The 16,073-nt window shown below is 31.6% G+C and carries 14 protein-coding genes; 2 read left to right on the forward strand and 12 right to left on the reverse strand.

Features of this window, described 5'->3' with window-relative positions:
* Positions 1-100: 100 nt before the first annotated feature.
* Complete coding sequence (gene rsmG, locus B0A57_RS04615) at positions 101-730, forward strand: 16S rRNA (guanine(527)-N(7))-methyltransferase RsmG (RefSeq protein WP_034099040.1); 630 nt, start codon at positions 101-103, stop codon at positions 728-730.
* 76 nt (positions 731-806) lie between these two features.
* Here the strand turns inward: rsmG and pruA are convergent, their stop codons facing one another.
* The 12 genes from pruA to B0A57_RS04680 all read right to left on the reverse strand — a co-directional run bounded on the left by pruA (position 807) and on the right by B0A57_RS04680 (position 13,619).
* A complete protein-coding gene (gene pruA, locus B0A57_RS04620) occupies positions 807-2,432 on the reverse strand; it encodes an L-glutamate gamma-semialdehyde dehydrogenase (protein WP_034099038.1) in 1,626 nt (541 codons plus the stop codon).
* Positions 2,433-2,706: 274 nt separating this feature from the next.
* A complete protein-coding gene (locus tag B0A57_RS12210; RefSeq protein WP_155275779.1) occupies positions 2,707-2,856 on the reverse strand; it encodes a hypothetical protein in 150 nt (49 codons plus the stop codon).
* Between the two features lie 342 nt (positions 2,857-3,198).
* Complete coding sequence (gene apaG, locus B0A57_RS04635) at positions 3,199-3,585, reverse strand: Co2+/Mg2+ efflux protein ApaG (RefSeq protein ID WP_011962585.1); 387 nt, start codon at positions 3,583-3,585, stop codon at positions 3,199-3,201.
* A 67-nt stretch (positions 3,586-3,652) separates the two neighbouring features.
* Positions 3,653-4,906: a type IX secretion system plug protein gene (locus tag B0A57_RS04640; protein ID WP_034099036.1), complete on the reverse strand. Its 1,254-nt coding sequence runs from the start codon at positions 4,904-4,906 to the stop codon at positions 3,653-3,655.
* A gap of 56 nt (positions 4,907-4,962) precedes the next feature.
* The gene (locus B0A57_RS04645; RefSeq protein ID WP_038466020.1) at positions 4,963-5,739 is read right to left on the reverse strand and encodes a class I SAM-dependent methyltransferase; all 777 of its coding nucleotides are present in this window, start codon (positions 5,737-5,739) and stop codon (positions 4,963-4,965) included.
* Positions 5,740-6,264, reverse strand: a complete 525-nt coding sequence (locus B0A57_RS04650; protein WP_038466021.1) for a hypothetical protein — start codon at positions 6,262-6,264, stop codon at positions 5,740-5,742.
* On the reverse strand, positions 6,257-7,564 hold the full coding sequence (locus B0A57_RS04655) for an AAA family ATPase (RefSeq protein ID WP_038466022.1): 1,308 nt from the start codon (positions 7,562-7,564) through the stop codon (positions 6,257-6,259). The genes B0A57_RS04650 and B0A57_RS04655 overlap by 8 nt, the downstream gene beginning before the upstream one ends.
* 88 nt (positions 7,565-7,652) lie before the next feature.
* Positions 7,653-8,471: a type I methionyl aminopeptidase gene (gene map / locus B0A57_RS04660; protein ID WP_034099032.1), complete on the reverse strand. Its 819-nt coding sequence runs from the start codon at positions 8,469-8,471 to the stop codon at positions 7,653-7,655.
* 47 nt (positions 8,472-8,518) lie between these two features.
* A complete protein-coding gene (locus B0A57_RS04665; RefSeq protein WP_011962589.1) occupies positions 8,519-9,910 on the reverse strand; it encodes a TolC family protein in 1,392 nt (463 codons plus the stop codon).
* 3 nt (positions 9,911-9,913) lie between these two features.
* On the reverse strand, positions 9,914-11,272 hold the full coding sequence (locus B0A57_RS04670) for an HlyD family secretion protein (protein ID WP_034099031.1): 1,359 nt from the start codon (positions 11,270-11,272) through the stop codon (positions 9,914-9,916).
* Positions 11,273-11,277: 5 nt separating this feature from the next.
* Positions 11,278-12,939 (reverse strand): peptidase domain-containing ABC transporter, encoded by a 1,662-nt coding sequence (locus B0A57_RS04675; RefSeq protein WP_011962591.1) that lies wholly within the window; start codon positions 12,937-12,939, stop codon positions 11,278-11,280.
* Positions 12,940-12,944: 5 nt separating this feature from the next.
* Entirely contained in the window at positions 12,945-13,619 is a 675-nt protein-coding gene (locus tag B0A57_RS04680; RefSeq protein ID WP_011962592.1) for a TetR/AcrR family transcriptional regulator, read from the reverse strand.
* A 149-nt stretch (positions 13,620-13,768) separates the two neighbouring features.
* Between B0A57_RS04680 and B0A57_RS04685 the strand changes: the two genes are divergently transcribed.
* On the forward strand, positions 13,769-15,037 hold the full coding sequence (locus B0A57_RS04685; protein ID WP_034099030.1) for an acetyl-CoA hydrolase/transferase family protein: 1,269 nt from the start codon (positions 13,769-13,771) through the stop codon (positions 15,035-15,037).
* Positions 15,038-16,073 lie beyond the last annotated feature (1,036 nt).

Raw genomic sequence — 16,073 nt, forward strand, 5'->3', positions numbered from 1 at the left:
TTATGTATAATTTACAAAGATAATTATTAAAACATTTTAATTGTTAAAATTCAGATAAATATTTCGATTGTAAAGTATTACTTTTGTTAAAAAAATAAGTATGGAAGAAATTTTGAAGCATTTTCCTGATTTGACCAATCTTCAAATTACTCAATTTGAAAAACTAGAAGCACTATATCAGGATTGGAATGCAAAAATAAACGTTATTTCTAGAAAAGATATCGACGAGTTATATACCAAACACGTTTTGCATTCTTTGGCTATTGCCAAAATTCAGAAATTTGAAGCAGGAACTTATGTCCTAGATGTTGGGACAGGTGGTGGGTTTCCAGGTATTCCGCTAGCAATTTTGTTCCCAGAAACTCGTTTTTATTTGATAGATGTTATCTTGAAAAAGATAAAAGTAGTTCAGGCTGTTGCCGAAGCACTAGGACTTAAAAATGTAAAAGCCGAGCAAATTCGTGCCGAAAATGTGAAAGGAGATTTCGATTTTATAGTAAGTCGTGCGGTTACCAATATGCCTGATTTTGTTTGTTGGATAAAAGATAAAATTAAAAAAACAAACAAACATGAACTAAAAAATGGAATTTTGTATTTAAAAGGAGGCGATTTGACCGAAGAGCTACAAGATTTTCCTAAAGCTAAAGAATATAATATTTCGGAATTTTTTGCAGACGATTTTTTTGAAACTAAAAAAGTAGTGCACGTACCGTTGAAGTTTAAGCTTTAAAAATCTGAGATCTATTAATAAAAAAAAAACTCACAAAATATAATTCTTGTGAGTTTTTGTTTCTTATAATTGCATCTTAGCCTAAAAATGGGTAAGCATAATGTTCTGGAGTTACAAAAGTTTCTTTGATAGTTCTAGGCGAAACCCAACGCAATAAGTTTTGTGCAGAACCTGCTTTGTCATTTGTTCCTGAAGCACGAGCCCCACCAAAGGGTTGCATTCCTACTACTGCTCCCGTTGGTTTATCATTAATATAAAAATTACCCGCAGCATTTTGTAAAGCTACCGTAGCTTCTTCAATAGCGTAACGATCTTGACTTAGGATCGCACCAGTTAATGCGTATTCTGAAGTTGAATCAATTAATTGTAATGTGTCAGACCAGTTTTTATCTTCATATATATAAATTGTCATGACTGGACCAAAAAGTTCGGTTTCCATGGTTGCATATTTAGGATTTGTAGTTACAATAACTGTTGGTTCTACAAAATATCCTTTCGATTTGTTGTAGTTTCCACCCACAATAATTTCTGCATCTGTATCTTTTTTAGCTTGGTCTATAAAACTAGCTAATTTGTCGAAAGAGCCTTCGTGAATAACTGCGGTAATAAAGTTAGAGAAATCTTCTGGCGAACCCATTTTCATCGATTTTACATCGGTAATTAGTTGTTCTTTTACTGCTTGCCACATAGATTGTGGAATATATGCTCTTGAAGCTGCTGAGCATTTTTGTCCTTGAAATTCGAAAGCGCCACGAGTAATTGCAGTTGTAACTTGTTTTACGTTTGCCGATGGGTGTGCGATGATAAAATCTTTCCCTCCAGTTTCTCCAACAATTCTTGGGTATGTTTTGTAATTGTGAATATTGGTTCCAATTTTTTTCCAAATTTCTTTGAAGATAAATGTTGATCCTGTGTAGTGAATCCCAGCAAAATCTGGAGAGGCTAAAACTGTATCGGTAATCATAACTGGATCACCAAATACAACATTAATTACTCCGTCTGGAACTCCAGCTTCCTTAAAAATATCTATGATTATTTTTGCAGAAAACACTTGGCTGTCACTTGGTTTCCAAACTACAACATTACCCATTAATGCTGCGCTTGCAGGAAGGTTTGCTGCAATGGCTGTAAAGTTGAAAGGTGTAACGGCGTAAACAAAACCTTCTAAAGGGCGGTATTCTACCCTGTTCCACATGTCTGAATTAGATGCGGGTTGGTCTTGGTAAATTTGTGTCATAAACTCTACGTTGAAACGTAAAAAGTCTATTAATTCGCAAGAAGCATCTATTTCTGCTTGGTGAATTGTTTTAGATTGTGCAATCATTGTTGCCGCATTTATTTTTGCTCGGTATGGTCCTGCAATTAGTTCGGCTGCTTTTAGGAAAATAGCAGCACGTTGTTCCCATGCCATATTTGCCCATTTTGTTCTGCTTTCTAAAGCGTTTGCGATGGCTTTTTCTACATGAGATTTTTCAGCTAAATGATAGGTTCCCACGATGTGTTGGTGGTCGTGTGGTGCTGTCATGTTTTTTGTGTTTCCTGTACGAATTTCTTCGGCACCAATGTATAATGGTACATCGATTTTAGTATTCCACATTGTTTTGTAAGCTTCTAAAACTCTTGTTTTTTCTGGAGAGTTTGGTGCGTAAGTTTTTACGGGTTCGTTTACTGCTTTTGGTATGTTAAAAAATCCTTTTAGCATTTGTTAGGTTGTTAGGTTGTTAGACTGATTTTGTTTGTAAATTTTTAAATGAAAAATTTACACAAAAGTACAAAGGAAAAATGATTTTTGCTAAATCAAAATATTATTTTCAGTTTATAATTAGGACAACTTCTCTATTATTTTTTTTGGCTCTACAATCATATCTTTTTTGTCTTGCAACCTTGCTTCATATAATTGCGCTATTTTCTCCATTTTTTCTTTATTGTCTTGGTAAAGGTTTTGAAATTCTTGATGACCAATAAATGTTCTGTTATCATTCTTGTTTTGATGATAAATAATATTGGGAATACAAAAACCCTGAAATTTTATTAATAGATGAAGCTACTTCTGCTTTAGATAGCAATTCGGAACGAATAGTAAAGGAAGTAATTGATGATTTTAAATTGAAAGGTAAAACTATCATTGTTATAGCTCACAGATTAAGTACTATTGCTAATGCGAATACCATTTTGGTGATGGAAAACGGTGCGATTGTAGAAGAAGGGAATCATAATGACCTATTGAGCTTGAGGGGTAAATATTTTGATTTATGGGGCAAGCAAAGTTTGGTAAATTAGCGTATGTAGCCGTTGAAAAAAAATCTTGATAGTATTTTTCTGTTTTTAGCCCAGATGGAAATGGAAAGCTTTTTGAGGTCTTGTTGCATTTTTTCTTGTAAAAAAAGAGCGACGATAGGAGCTCCTTTTTTTGCTTAGAAAAAAGCAAACAAGCCGAAAAAACTTGTAGTGTACAGCTGGATTGGCTTCTAATTTAATGCAAATAGTGCGTTTAGTTTGAAGGCCGGAACGATTACTTTGAATGATTTTGTGGTGGTAAAATTGATCATTTCGAAATGACCTTTCATTGTGCCAAATGGTGCGCAAAGCAAACAGCCTGAGCTGTATGTATGAGTTTCGCCTGGTTTTAGCACTGGTTTTTTGCCTATTACGCCTTCGCCATCTACGGTTTCTAGATAATTTAGGGCATCGTGTATTTCCCAATGTCTGGTTATGAGTTGTACGGAGTCTTTGCTGTGATTTTCGATTGTAATGTGGTAACTGAATGCAAAGTGCATTTTGTTGTTTTTGAAGTATGTTCCTTCAAAAGTTGTTAGAACCGAAATTTTGATGCCTCTTGTGGTTTGAATTACCATAACTGTTTGTCTACTTTTACAAAGTTATAAAATTTATAGATGCAAAGCTATGATTGCATTGTTTTTTTTAGTTGGTGATGTTTGTAGAATTTGCATTGCCTTTGCCTATAACTCGGTCGTATAGTTCTCCGTTTTGGCGGTAGTAAACGATGGCTGTATATTGGTTTTCGGTTTCGTAAAAATTCCCGTCGATGGGGTCTTTGTCGGATATGTTGTTCTGTGAATCTAGAATGGTGTAATTGTAATTTGTGAATCCTTGTTTGATTAGTATGGCTTTTTCAAAAACACCTTTGTTTGTATTATAGTCCATTTTATTTTCGGGCGAAATGGTATTGTTGTTAAACATTCCTGTGATGTAAATATTGGTGCTTGCGGGGGCATTGATAGCAAAAAGGGTAAAATATATCCATGAGTAATCGGCTTCGATGTCGTTGTTTTGAGCTGTTAGATTTCGGATTTTGAAATTCCCGTTTATATCAGGGTAATAGGAATATGATTTGTATTTCCTAGCGCTATCTGTGTATAAGTGAGAATTGTATAAGCCTGTATTCGAATTTACTTTGGCTATTGTATTTGTTGCTACACGTATTTCTTTGTTGTCGAAATATAAATATTCGTTTCCAGCAAAAAACTGTGTTTCTTTGTCGTATTTGAAAATTAAATCATTGCCAATTGTATATTGTGGTTTTATGTTTACGATGGCATTGTCCCATTTTCCGTTTTGTAGTAATATAATTTTTACGTTTTGAACGGGGTTTTGGAATAGAATAGAATTTGATTTGATGCTAAATTCGAGATTGTGTTTGTACTTGTTGTCGGTAACATTTCGGGCTCTTTTTACTTGCATGGGCACATCTACAAGTTCTTCGTAAATGATGATTTTTTTGGTAAATATAATTTCTTTGTTACTGTTAAAGATAGATACTAGATAGTTACCGCTTTTGGTTATTTGGGTATAATTATTTGGAAAATTTAGCCTGTAATGAGAGTATATTTGTAATGTGTTGAACGAGTTTTCGTAGTCTTGAATTCTCTGGTTGTCGTTACCGTTGAGGTATTCGTTTTTAGATAATAGGGTAGGTGTCCAGTTGTAGTTGTATTGTGCGATGGTATAATAATAATCTTCTTCGGTGCCAAATAAATCATCGAAACTTAATTGAAATGGTTCGCCTAATTTGAAAACTGGAATTACATTGTTTGTGTTTTGTGTGAAAGTAACCGTTTTTATATTGAATGGCGGTATGGTTTCAGAAATTGTTTGACCAATAACGGAATTCATCAATAATATTGATAGAAATAATAAAAATACTCTTTTTGCCATGATTATAATTTGAACCGAAGTAAATATATAATTTTAGAACGTATAATTGTGCGTTTTTATTGTTTTTTAAAGCAAACAGGAATAATTTCTCCTTTTGCCAAACAATATTTTGTAACTAATTCTGGAGCAATTTTGTTTGTATAATCTTCTTCAATAACTGTAAAACCAATGCTTCTTAGTTTGTCGAAATAATCGCGACCGTATATGCGAACGTGGTCATATTGCCCGAATATTTTAGCCCGCTCTTTTTGATCGGTAATAGTGTCGTCAGAAAAAGTAGTTGCTCGAGATAAATCTTGTGGTATTTGAAGAATTGCCATTCCGTTTGGTTTGAGTACTCGAAATAATTCTTGCATGGCTTTTGTGTCGTCAGGAATATGTTCTAGAACGTGATTGCACAAAATGATATCATATTGATTGTCATAGAAAGGAAGATTGCAAATATCTGCTTTTACATCGGCTAGAGGCGACAGTAAATCGGTCGTGGTATATTCGATATTTTGCTGTTTTCGGAAACGCTTATAGAACTCTTGTTCTGGTGCAAAATGCAACACTTTTTTCTTTTCTTTTGATGTAAAAAAATCGGTTTCATTCTTGAGATATAACCATAATAAGCGATGTCTTTCTAACGAAAGCGTACTTGGTGATAATACGTTATTTCGTTGTGTTCCGTAACCATAAGGCAGGAACATACGGAAGCTTTTTCCATCTATTGGATCGGTAAATTTGCTTCCTTTTAGTAACAATGCTAAAATAGGACGTGCCACATAACTCAATCTAATTAAGATAGGTCGTGGGATAGTGTTGAGTATGAGTTTGAATACAGATTTCATCTAGATTCCAACTTTATTAGTATTCAGATAATCCTCAATAAACATCTTTTCATTCAAAATATCAATTTCAAAAAAATTACCATATTTTTCAGTTAAAATAGTTTGTAAAGTTTTAAAATCATTAAAATCTGTTGATTTTAGCGAACTAAATACTACTACAACTTCAATTTTTTTACTGTAAAATTCAATTTTTGAAATATTGTTTTTTAAATATAACTTAATAATTTCATTAATAGATTGAAATACTTTGGAAATTATTTCCATTGTTTTTTGCCAATTATGACTAAAATTGTAAACACGCTCGTCTTTGAATTCTATTAAATAATATGTATCTAAACTAAATTCCAAAGCATCAACTGTGCAATTTTTTTTGTCGAAATTATCAAAATCAAAACACCCCTTATCCGAATTTATTAAGTGTTCAACTGATAACTGGTGTTTTGTATGATTGTCGTTTAAACTTAATGCTTTTAAAGTTTTCCTTTTTAGATGTTTGTCTAATAAATCGATTGTAGCATTACTCATTCTTATAAATTTTTCTCAATTGATATGATGCTTCAGAAATTGAAGAATAAATTTCACTCAAATTATCATTTACATCAACAATTTTAGAAGACAATCCATCTTTATTTTTTTCTGCAAAATAGAAATTAGTTAATTTTTCGTAATCGTGTTTTTTCGAAAATCCTTCTAAAGCTTCAATAAAGTAAGGGCTGTGAGAGGTTAAAAGAATTGGGATAGCAAATTCTTTAGATAATCTAACTAAAATTTCTGCATACTTAACTTGCCAAGTGGGATGTAAGTGAACTTCGGGTTCGTCAATAATTAGCAAAGTATTTGAGTTTAATTTTCCTTTTTGTAAAAGTAATTGTAATATTCCAAAGCTTTTTATTCCAGTTGCAACATTGTTTAAATCAAATTCAATTTCATTTTTTTTGAATATCAATTGATTTTTTGAATTAAATTCAAAAGCCCCTTTTATAACATCAGAAATTATTAAATTTAATTTTTCTGTATCATTACTTCTATCTGAAAAAATATCTTGTTCTTTATTCGGTTCAAAAATTTTACTATTTAAGTATTGGTTTTTATCGCGGAGTATATTGTTGAATCTTAAGAAATTTCTATCCTCTAATTTTATCGGGGATTCAATAAAGAATACTTCATCGTAATAAAAATTTGACATACTATCAAAACCTTCGAAATGAATAGGTTCTTCGAAGGTTATTTTTTTTTCTTTTATTCCTTCAATATTAATATAAGAATTTCCTTTTTTAAATTTGTTTTTAATTTGATTTCCAAATTCATTTTCAAAGAAAGATTCTAATTCATAATGCAATACTTCATTTGAATCAATTGAAATTGAAATACGATTTATTATATCATTTATAAAAGTTCCAAGTTGTGTTTTGATAGATACATTCGAGTAATCGTAATATAAATTATTAATTTCGTTTAGTTCGGATAAAAGAATGTTTGTTGATTCAGAATCTTCAAAATTGATTCTAAAGCTATATTTGCCAAACAAAGAGTCATCGTTTTCTAAATAAGTTAGAATGAATTTTCCTTGAATTTTTTCGTCATCAATATTAGATGATTTAGTTCGTAATAGAAGGTTTCTAATATCTCGGATTCTATTTATTATAAATTCATTTTTAGACGAATTGAATCTGTTTTCATCAATGTTCACTCCTCTAATCAAAGCATATAAAACCTTCCCAACCGTACTTTTTCCAGAATCATTTTGACCTGCAATTAAAGTAATTCCATCAATATTAATATCGGCTTCTTCAATAATTCCAATATTTTGAAGTTTTAATATCATTCTATATTATTTTGCGTAAAAGTAGTTATTTTTTTAAACTTAAGGATAAATATAATCCTTGTGAAATTTTATTTTGAAATAATTCTCTTTAAATTACCAAAGGCACTTTTCTAAATTCATCTTCTTCATTGCTTACAATCCCTAAAGCTTTATAAACATAAGCAAAAGTGGAAAGTAATTCTGGTTTTCCATCTATAATAGCTACATCGTGTTCGAAGTGGGCTGAAGGTTTTCCGTCGGCAGTGGTAATTGTCCAACCGTCTTTGTGTTGTTTGATATTTTTAGTTCCCATGTTTATCATAGGCTCTATGGCAACAACCATACCTTCTACAAAAAGTTTTCCACGACCTCGTTTTCCGTAATTTGGCATTTCTGGATCTTCGTGCATTTTTTGACCTAAACCATGGCCCACTAATTCTCGAACCACACCATAACCATGAGATTCGGTATATTTTTGAATGGCATTTCCAACATCTTCTACTCTGTTTCCTGCTTTAAATTCTCGAATGCCTACGTATAATGATTCTTTAGTAACTTGTAATAGTTTTTTGGTTTCTGGAGCTACTTCGCCAATCTCGAAAGAATAGGCATGGTCGCCATGGTAGCCGTTTTTGAAAGCACCACAATCGACCGAAATAACATCGCCACTTTGCAAAGGAATGTTATTTGGTATTCCGTGTACAACCTGAGAGTTAGGACTCATGCAAAGTGAGTTCGGGAAACCATATAGTCCTAGAAAACTAGGTACTGCGCCATGGTCACGAATAAATTCTTCGGCTAGTTTGTCTAAATATAAGGTAGTGACACCTTCTTTTATTTCGGAAGCAATCATTCCTAATGTTTTAGATACAATTAGGGCACTTTCACGCATTAATTCTATTTCTTCACGAGTCTTTTGGATAATCATTTTGTGAGTTTTAAGATTACAAAAGTAACGATTTTTTTATATCTTTTTTAATTAGGATTGGCTATGATTTTGAATAGTTCTGCATGGGAAACGAAATACCTGTTTTCGAGTGATATTTTAGATAATTGTGCACTAACTAAATTGTTTTCGCGTGTGTTTATTAAAAAAACTGCACTTTCTCCAAATGAAAATAATCGCTCCTCCGAATTGAGCATTGTAATATTATCTTCAACTAAACTATTGATGATTTTTTTTTGATTTTTTATCGATTGAATTTCTGCTTGGTAACTGCTTATTTTGTTTTTTAACTGAAGCCTTTCTAAATATAATGAATATTGAGCATCTTGTAATTTAAATTGCGCTAATTTTAAACTACCTCGCTCCTTGCGAAGGAACAAAGGATAATAAAAATGTATGCCCACTTTATAATTGTTGAACTGATAATTATCGAAATACCGAGGTTCCGATAAATAACTGTAACTAAAATCTATTTTGGGTAAAAGCAAATTTGCTTTCAGTTTTTTATCGATTGTTAAGATTTCAATTTTATTTTCAAGGGCATTTATTTTGGGATGATTGTCTAGTGTTTTTTCTGGGTTTGAAAATTGATTGGTTTTTAGTGTTTCTTCTATTGTGATTGGTAGTGTTTCTTCGGGGGTCAAATTATCGGAAATCTCTACAGGAATCATGTTTTCTAACCAAATAAAATTAGATAATTCTAGTTTTGCTTTTGTAAGTTTTAATTGGGAATCTAAAAGGTTTAAAGCTCTATTTTTTACTACAATACCTGCTTCAATACTATCGATAGCGGGTTTGTCGCCTAATTCTATTAGTTTTTTAATAGCCGTATATCTCGAATCGGCTTGTTTGTTGTATTTTTCGTATAATTTTACTTCTGCAAAGTTTTTTTTCCAATTAAAATATGCCAATGAAGCATCGTATAGCACAGCAGTTGCTTGTAATTTTATTTCGGCTTGACTCAAATTGTATTGAATTTTAGCTTTCTTCAAATCGGCCATTCGTTGGTTAATAAAAAGACCTTGTCCTAATGGAACAGTAATTCCAATGGCGGTTAATGCCTGATTTGAGGTTGAGTTTTCAGGATCTAAATACAAACCATCATTACTGTCTAATCCTGCTTTAATCTCGATGCCATACCAAGTTGGAATTTTAAAACTACTATTTAATTTAGAATAGTAGTCTTTGCTTTTAAATTGTTTTTCTGAAAAATCTACTTCAAATTTAGGGTCAAACGCGCCTCTAGCCATCATCAAATTAGCTTGTGCCATATTTAATTCTAGATTTGCTTTTTTAACTAATGGGTGAAATTTTTTTACATACCCTAGAAATTCATTGTACAGCAATTCATTAGAATCTTTGCTTTGCGCAAATGTTGTTCCAATGGTAAATAGTAAGTATATAAGGAAGCCAATTCTCATGTTTTATTTTTTTTCTTTATTGTCTTTTTTAGTGTTTTGCTTGTAATAATTGGGTGGAAATCCGTTTAATGTTCTCCAAACTTCAAACCAAACAGGTACTGTATTTAATAACGCAATGGTTTGTGCGCCTGACCCTATGCTTAGTTGTTTGGGCCATTTTGCTTCATTCTCGTCAGGAGCAATGAGAATTCTGTATTTCCCATTTTCGCTAATAAAATTTTCTATGGCAATAACTTTACCCCCAAAAGTACCATAAGACATATCGGGCCATCCAGAGAAAACAATGGTAGGCCATCCGTCAAACCATACTCTTATTTTTTCACCTTTAGAAATTAAGGGCAAATCTATTGGAGAAACATAGGTTTCTACCGCAATTTCGTAGTGGGCAGGCATGATACTAACTATTGAGGTTCCTTCTTTAATCGTTTCTCCAATACCTGATTGTAACGATCTGTTTATGTAACCACTTTGCGGTGCTTTAATGTAGTACATTCCGTTTCTAATGCTGCAATTTACATATTGGTTTTGTAGTTTATTTACTTGAGCTTCTGTGTCGTATTGATTGCTTAGCGCCGTAAATTTATCACTTTTTGCTTTGGCCGATTTTTCGGAATATTCGGCTAAAATTCGATTAATTTCTACTTTAGTATTAATGTATTCGTTTTTACTTGTTAAAAATTTATTCTCTTGTGTAATTATTTTTGCTTCTACTTCTTGTTGTTTTAATCTTTTTTCTTCGACATCGGTCATCGGTTTTAGCCCTTCTTTATTGAGTTGAGAAGACCGAATAAATTGGGTATTGACAATTTTTAATTGTGTTTTTACTGCTTCAAGATCTATACTGTCGCTTTTTATTTTGAGCAGGGATTGTTTAATTTTATTTTTTGCTTGTTCCAGTTTTAGCTTTTTTTCATTCTCAATAGCATTTATTTGAGAACCTAACGAAGAAACTTTCCCGTCATAAGATTCTAACGCCATTTTTTTGGCTTCGACTTGGTTTTTTGTGTTTCCTACAAGATTAGGGTCAAAATAATCTTCTTTTATTTCGGAAATAAACAAGATGGTATCTCCTTTTTTAACAAAATCACCTTCTTTTATATACCATTTTTCTATCCTACCAGCAATTGCTGTTTGTATGGTTTGTGGTCGCTGGTTTGGTTTTAGCGTGGTTACAAAACCGCTTCCAGAAATGTTTTGTGTCCAAGGGAGAAACAAAATGATTATCCCTAAAATCGATACAAAAAGTATGATTTTGTTTAATATTTTATAATGAGGGCGATTGCTCAGGTTTTGTATCGTTCGAAATCGCGCTATCGTCTTTTGTTCTATTTTTGATTTGCTATTGTTGGAAAGATTTAGCATGGCTATTATTTTTTTGAATCATTAAGTATTTGACCATTTTTCATCGTAATTGTTCTTGTGGCAAGATTTTGCCAATGCTTGTTTTTTGAAGTTGTTAGAACCGTCCAATCATTTTTATCCGACAGTATAAAGTCTATTATTTGGTTAGCAACAGGTTCGTCCATTAAGTCGGTTGCTTCTTCAAAAAACAAGAGTTGCGGTTTTTTGATGATACTTCTAGCTAATACTATTTTTTGTGCATTTGATGACGAAAGTTGTTTGCCTTCAGGGAAAATTTTAGTATCTAATCCTTTTGGTAAGGTTTTAATGTATGGTGTAAGCTGCACCGCATCTAACGCCCATTTTAAATCTTCATTACTAATTGTAGGATCGTTGTAGGTTATGTTTTCTAAAATAGTTCCTTCAAAGGGTGTTTCTCCATGTACAATAGCCCCTATTTGGCTTCGATATTGGTTTAAATCCATTTTTCTAAACGTATTGTCATTAATACTAAAAGAGCCCGATGTTTTTTCTATAGCACCCGATAATATTCGCATTAGTGTGGTCTTACCAGAGCCGTTTTTGCCTAGCAATACTATTTTTTCGCCAGGCTCAATTTTTAAGTTGATACCACTTAAAATGTCGTTTTGTGAATCTGGAAATCTAAAACTAAGGTTGTCTGTTTCTAATGAAATGTTTGAATAATTGAGTGAATGATCCTCTAATTCATTGCTATCCTCGATATTCATATCTGTAACTTGTCCAATTTTTTCAACGGCAGTTAGTACATCGTAAAATGTTTCTAGGCCTAAAATTATTTTTTCTACAGAATTAATTACCAATAAAATGATGATTTCTGCGGCCACAAATTGACCAATATTCATTTGTTGGTTTAGCACTAAATATCCTCCAATTAGTAATAAGCTTGCGGTAATAATCACTTTAAAAATAATTAACTGACTAAATTGCTTTTTAATAATGCTAAAATGACTTTCTCTATATTTTAGATAATCAGTTACCAAATCATCATTTTTCTGAAGAGAAAAATTAAAAGCTGTATTTTTCTTGAAACTCGTATTCTTTCTAGCCATTTCTTGAAGCCATCCCGCAACTTTGTATTTAAATTTCGATTCTTTCATGCTTGTTTCTAGCCCTTTGTTGTATGAAAATTTGAAAATACCATACAAAAGAAGGAGTAATAAAAGTCCAAAAATGATGAAAAACGGATGGTATATAGACAAAAGCAGGATGCCGAAAATAATTTGTAATAAAGCTGCAGAGAAGTCAATCAATAATTTAGAGGTTCCTTTTTGTATGGTTAAAGTATCAAAAAAACGATTGGCTAATTCGGGCGGATAGGTATTGTACATTTCTTCAAACTTAATTTTGGGTAACCTATAGGCAAACTCAAAGGAAGAACGAACAAATAGTTTTTGCTGTAAATTTTCGGTTATGCGAAGTTGCATTAAGGATAATATACCTACTAAAGCAACTCCAATTACAACAAGAATAATTAAAATAATCCATGATACACTAACCCTTCCAGATTGTATAAAGTTAATTATAGCCTGTATTCCCAATGGTAGCGATAAACTAATTAATCCTGCAAAAATGGCATAAAAAAACACCTGATAAACGTCTTTTTTATCTAAAGATAAAAGGTAGAAAAATCTTTTTAGTGGAGACATATTTTTTATTTTTTAAATAGGGTTGTTATAAGGTTTAAATAAAAGTCAGTAGGCGTAATTTCTTGATTGCAATTTGTTATGGTTTTTAAATGCTCTTTTAAAAAATGCTGATGTAATGATCCTTCAATTATAGTAGATGCTAATGATTTTGCAAACGAATACTCGGGATTTACTTGTTCTATTATGCTTACAATTCTATTAACCACTCTTTTATATACTAAAAAAAAACCTTCTTTGTTTTCTTGGTCAATTTCCTTGGTTAGTAATGTTTTAGTGAATTCAGAAATTATTATTTTATTTAATATTGCTTCATTTATATGTTTTGTAGTACTATCATCGATAATCTTTTCTGTAGCAATAGTAACGGCTATTTTTAATTTTTCGAATACATTTTCTATGTTGTTTGTAGATAAGACCATTCGGTATTCTATCCAACTCCAATACCATGATGACAAATATAATAAAAGCATGTGTTTGTTTTCAAAATATCGATAAATCGAACTTTCGTTTGAACCTATTTTTTCGCCCAGTTTTTTAAATGTGAAATCATCGAAACCAATGTCATCAATCAGGATAATGCTATGCTCAATTATTTTTTTTCCTAAAACAGAAGTTTCTGGGTCTTTCTGATACAGTTTTTCGTTGACCTGAATTTTTATGTTTGATAGTAAATTGTTCATAATTATATTTATTTATGCAAATATAATAGTATTACTATTAATAATGAAATTTTAACTTTTATTTGTATGTTTTTTATTATTATGAGATGCGTTTTGTCATATTTTGGCTAATTTTACGTTACTAATTTTATAAATAAATTATAATTATTATGGGTAAATATGTTTCGGCTCAAGAAGCCGTAAAAATTATAAAATCTAATGATCGAATATATGTTCAAGCTGCCGCTGCAACGCCAACAGTTTTAACAAAAGCTTTGACCGAACGGGCTTCCGAATTAAAGAATGTTGAGGTTTGTCATTTACATACAGAAGGCGAAGCAGCTTATGCAAATCCTGAATTGTCTGAAAGTTTTCATGTAAACTCTTTCTTTATAGGTAAAAATGTTAGGCATACTCTAGTAGCGGGTAATGGCTCATATACCCCAGTTTTTTTAAGTGAATTGCCTTATTTGTTTAGAAAGAATGTGGTTCCTCTAGATGTTGTTTTTATTCATGTTTCGCCACCAGATATTCATGGGTATTGTTCTCTAGGAGTTTCTGTAGAAGCAACGCTGGCTGCAATAGAGAATGCAAAAACAGTTATTGCTCAGGTAAATCCTAAAATGCCAAGAACTTTTGGTGACGGAATTCTTCATGTATCAGAAATAGATTATTTAGTAGAAGTTGATACTCCAATATACGAACATGAGATTGGAATTATTTCTTCTATCGAGGACAAAATAGGAACATATATTGCTTCGCTTATAGAAGATGAAAGTACTTTGCAAATGGGAATTGGATCTATCCCAAATGCGGCGTTAACCAAATTAACAAATCATAAAAATCTCGGATTGCATACCGAAATGTTTTCTGATGGCGTTATAGATTTAATCGAAAAAAACGTAATAAATTGCGATTACAAAGGAATAAGCAGAGGGAGAGCTTTAGCTACATTTCTTATAGGTTCTCAGCGATTATATGATTTTGTAAATGACAATCCGTTTGTAGAAATGCGCGAATCTTCTTATGTAAACGACACTTCGAAAATTAGAAAAAACCCAAAAATGGTAGCTATAAATTCGGCTATTGAGGTAGATGTAACTGGGCAAGTTTGTGCAGACTCTATTGGTGCCAAAATGTATTCTGGTGTGGGAGGACAAATGGATTTTATTCGAGGAGCCTCTTTAAGTAATGGCGGAAAAGCAATTATTGCATTGCCATCAATTACTAAAAATGGCGTCAGTAGGATTGTTCCGTATCTAAAACAAGGGGCAGGAGTCGTAACCACTCGTTCGCATGTGCATTATGTAATTACTGAAAATGGAATTGCAGATTTATACGGAAAAACATTAAAACAAAGAGCTTCCGAAATGGTAAAAATCGCACATCCAAGTCATCAGGAGTGGATTGAAAAATCTTATTTTGAGATGATTAATTGATAATTATAAAAAAAAAACAGACAGAATTTATATTCTGTCTGTTTTTTTTAATAAACGCTTTTTTCTAGCACAAAACAAAAATATGTTTCGATAAAAACACAGTAAAAATACTTGTATTTAATATATTAGAAGATTAATTTGATGCAAAAGCAAACAAAAATAGTTGTTATAGGAGCATGCAGGAATTCATAAAAGAGTTCTATTTTACTATAAAAAAAGCGGTTTTTGCTTTGATATTCAAATTATTGCATTTTTTTTAAAACATTGTTTTATTCAATACATAATAAATTTCATACATAAATGAAAAAAATAATCTTCAAATCTTGGATAATTAATTTAGTGATAAGTATTTCATTATTTATAATTTACAGGCTAATTATTGCAGAAACCAATTATTTAGCGAGCACGAGTATGTTTGAAAAATTTTTATTCTTTATAGATGTGCTATTAAATATTTGGGTTTCAATCCTCTCTCTTATAGCGATGTTTTTTTGTTCACTGTTTTTTTTTCTAAATTTAGTAGTAAATATTAGAAATAATTACTATTTATCATCTTTGTCATTTTTAGGAATACCAACCATTTGGATTATTTATTTAATTGTAATTAATATTTATACAGGCTTTGGGTTTTACAGAACTATTTTAGTGCTCTCAATGATTTATCTGTTTCTTACAGCAGTACAGTTTTTAAAATTCAGAAAGAAAATAAAAAGCTATGCCTTGTATAAATAAAAATTGCCGCTACAATAAGGTTGTGAAACGCGACACTTAATTCTACAATAAACAACTTTTTTAAACCTCATTATCTGGGGCTTACCACAAGGGTAGGGCTTTAGGTTACAAATGAAGTTTACGGAAATCCGATGATAATAAAAGTGTAATGAAGTAGAAATCCTTTTTGAGGCAGAAAAAGCTTCAAAAAGGATTTTTACTTCACCCGAGCTTCAAAGAACGAACTAGCGAAGCAATTCCTAACGCAAAATACTGTAATTAATAGCATTAAGCCATCTTAAGTTGGTTTTACGTCTAAAACATT

This window comes from Flavobacterium psychrophilum DSM 3660 = ATCC 49418, assembly GCF_002217405.1.
In the GTDB taxonomy this organism is placed as follows: Bacteria; Bacteroidota; Bacteroidia; order Flavobacteriales; family Flavobacteriaceae; genus Flavobacterium; species Flavobacterium psychrophilum.

What these genes read in the sequence shown, in the direction of transcription:
- rsmG (WP_034099040.1), top strand. Translation starts at nt 101, where the DNA reads ATGGAAGAAATTTTGAAGCATTTTCCTGATTTGACCAATCTTCAAATT.
- pruA (WP_034099038.1), bottom strand. Translation starts at nt 2,432, where the DNA reads ATGCTAAAAGGATTTTTTAACATACCAAAAGCAGTAAACGAACCCGTA.
- B0A57_RS12210 (WP_155275779.1), bottom strand. Translation starts at nt 2,856, where the DNA reads ATGATAGTTTTACCTTTCAATTTAAAATCATCAATTACTTCCTTTACT.
- apaG (WP_011962585.1), bottom strand. Translation starts at nt 3,585, where the DNA reads ATGGTAATTCAAACCACAAGAGGCATCAAAATTTCGGTTCTAACAACT.
- B0A57_RS04640 (WP_034099036.1), bottom strand. Translation starts at nt 4,906, where the DNA reads ATGGCAAAAAGAGTATTTTTATTATTTCTATCAATATTATTGATGAAT.
- B0A57_RS04645 (WP_038466020.1), bottom strand. Translation starts at nt 5,739, where the DNA reads ATGAAATCTGTATTCAAACTCATACTCAACACTATCCCACGACCTATC.
- B0A57_RS04650 (WP_038466021.1), bottom strand. Translation starts at nt 6,264, where the DNA reads ATGAGTAATGCTACAATCGATTTATTAGACAAACATCTAAAAAGGAAA.
- B0A57_RS04655 (WP_038466022.1), bottom strand. Translation starts at nt 7,564, where the DNA reads ATGATATTAAAACTTCAAAATATTGGAATTATTGAAGAAGCCGATATT.
- map (WP_034099032.1), bottom strand. Translation starts at nt 8,471, where the DNA reads ATGATTATCCAAAAGACTCGTGAAGAAATAGAATTAATGCGTGAAAGT.
- B0A57_RS04665 (WP_011962589.1), bottom strand. Translation starts at nt 9,910, where the DNA reads ATGAGAATTGGCTTCCTTATATACTTACTATTTACCATTGGAACAACA.
- B0A57_RS04670 (WP_034099031.1), bottom strand. Translation starts at nt 11,272, where the DNA reads ATGCTAAATCTTTCCAACAATAGCAAATCAAAAATAGAACAAAAGACG.
- B0A57_RS04675 (WP_011962591.1), bottom strand. Translation starts at nt 12,939, where the DNA reads ATGTCTCCACTAAAAAGATTTTTCTACCTTTTATCTTTAGATAAAAAA.
- B0A57_RS04680 (WP_011962592.1), bottom strand. Translation starts at nt 13,619, where the DNA reads ATGAACAATTTACTATCAAACATAAAAATTCAGGTCAACGAAAAACTG.
- B0A57_RS04685 (WP_034099030.1), top strand. Translation starts at nt 13,769, where the DNA reads ATGGGTAAATATGTTTCGGCTCAAGAAGCCGTAAAAATTATAAAATCT.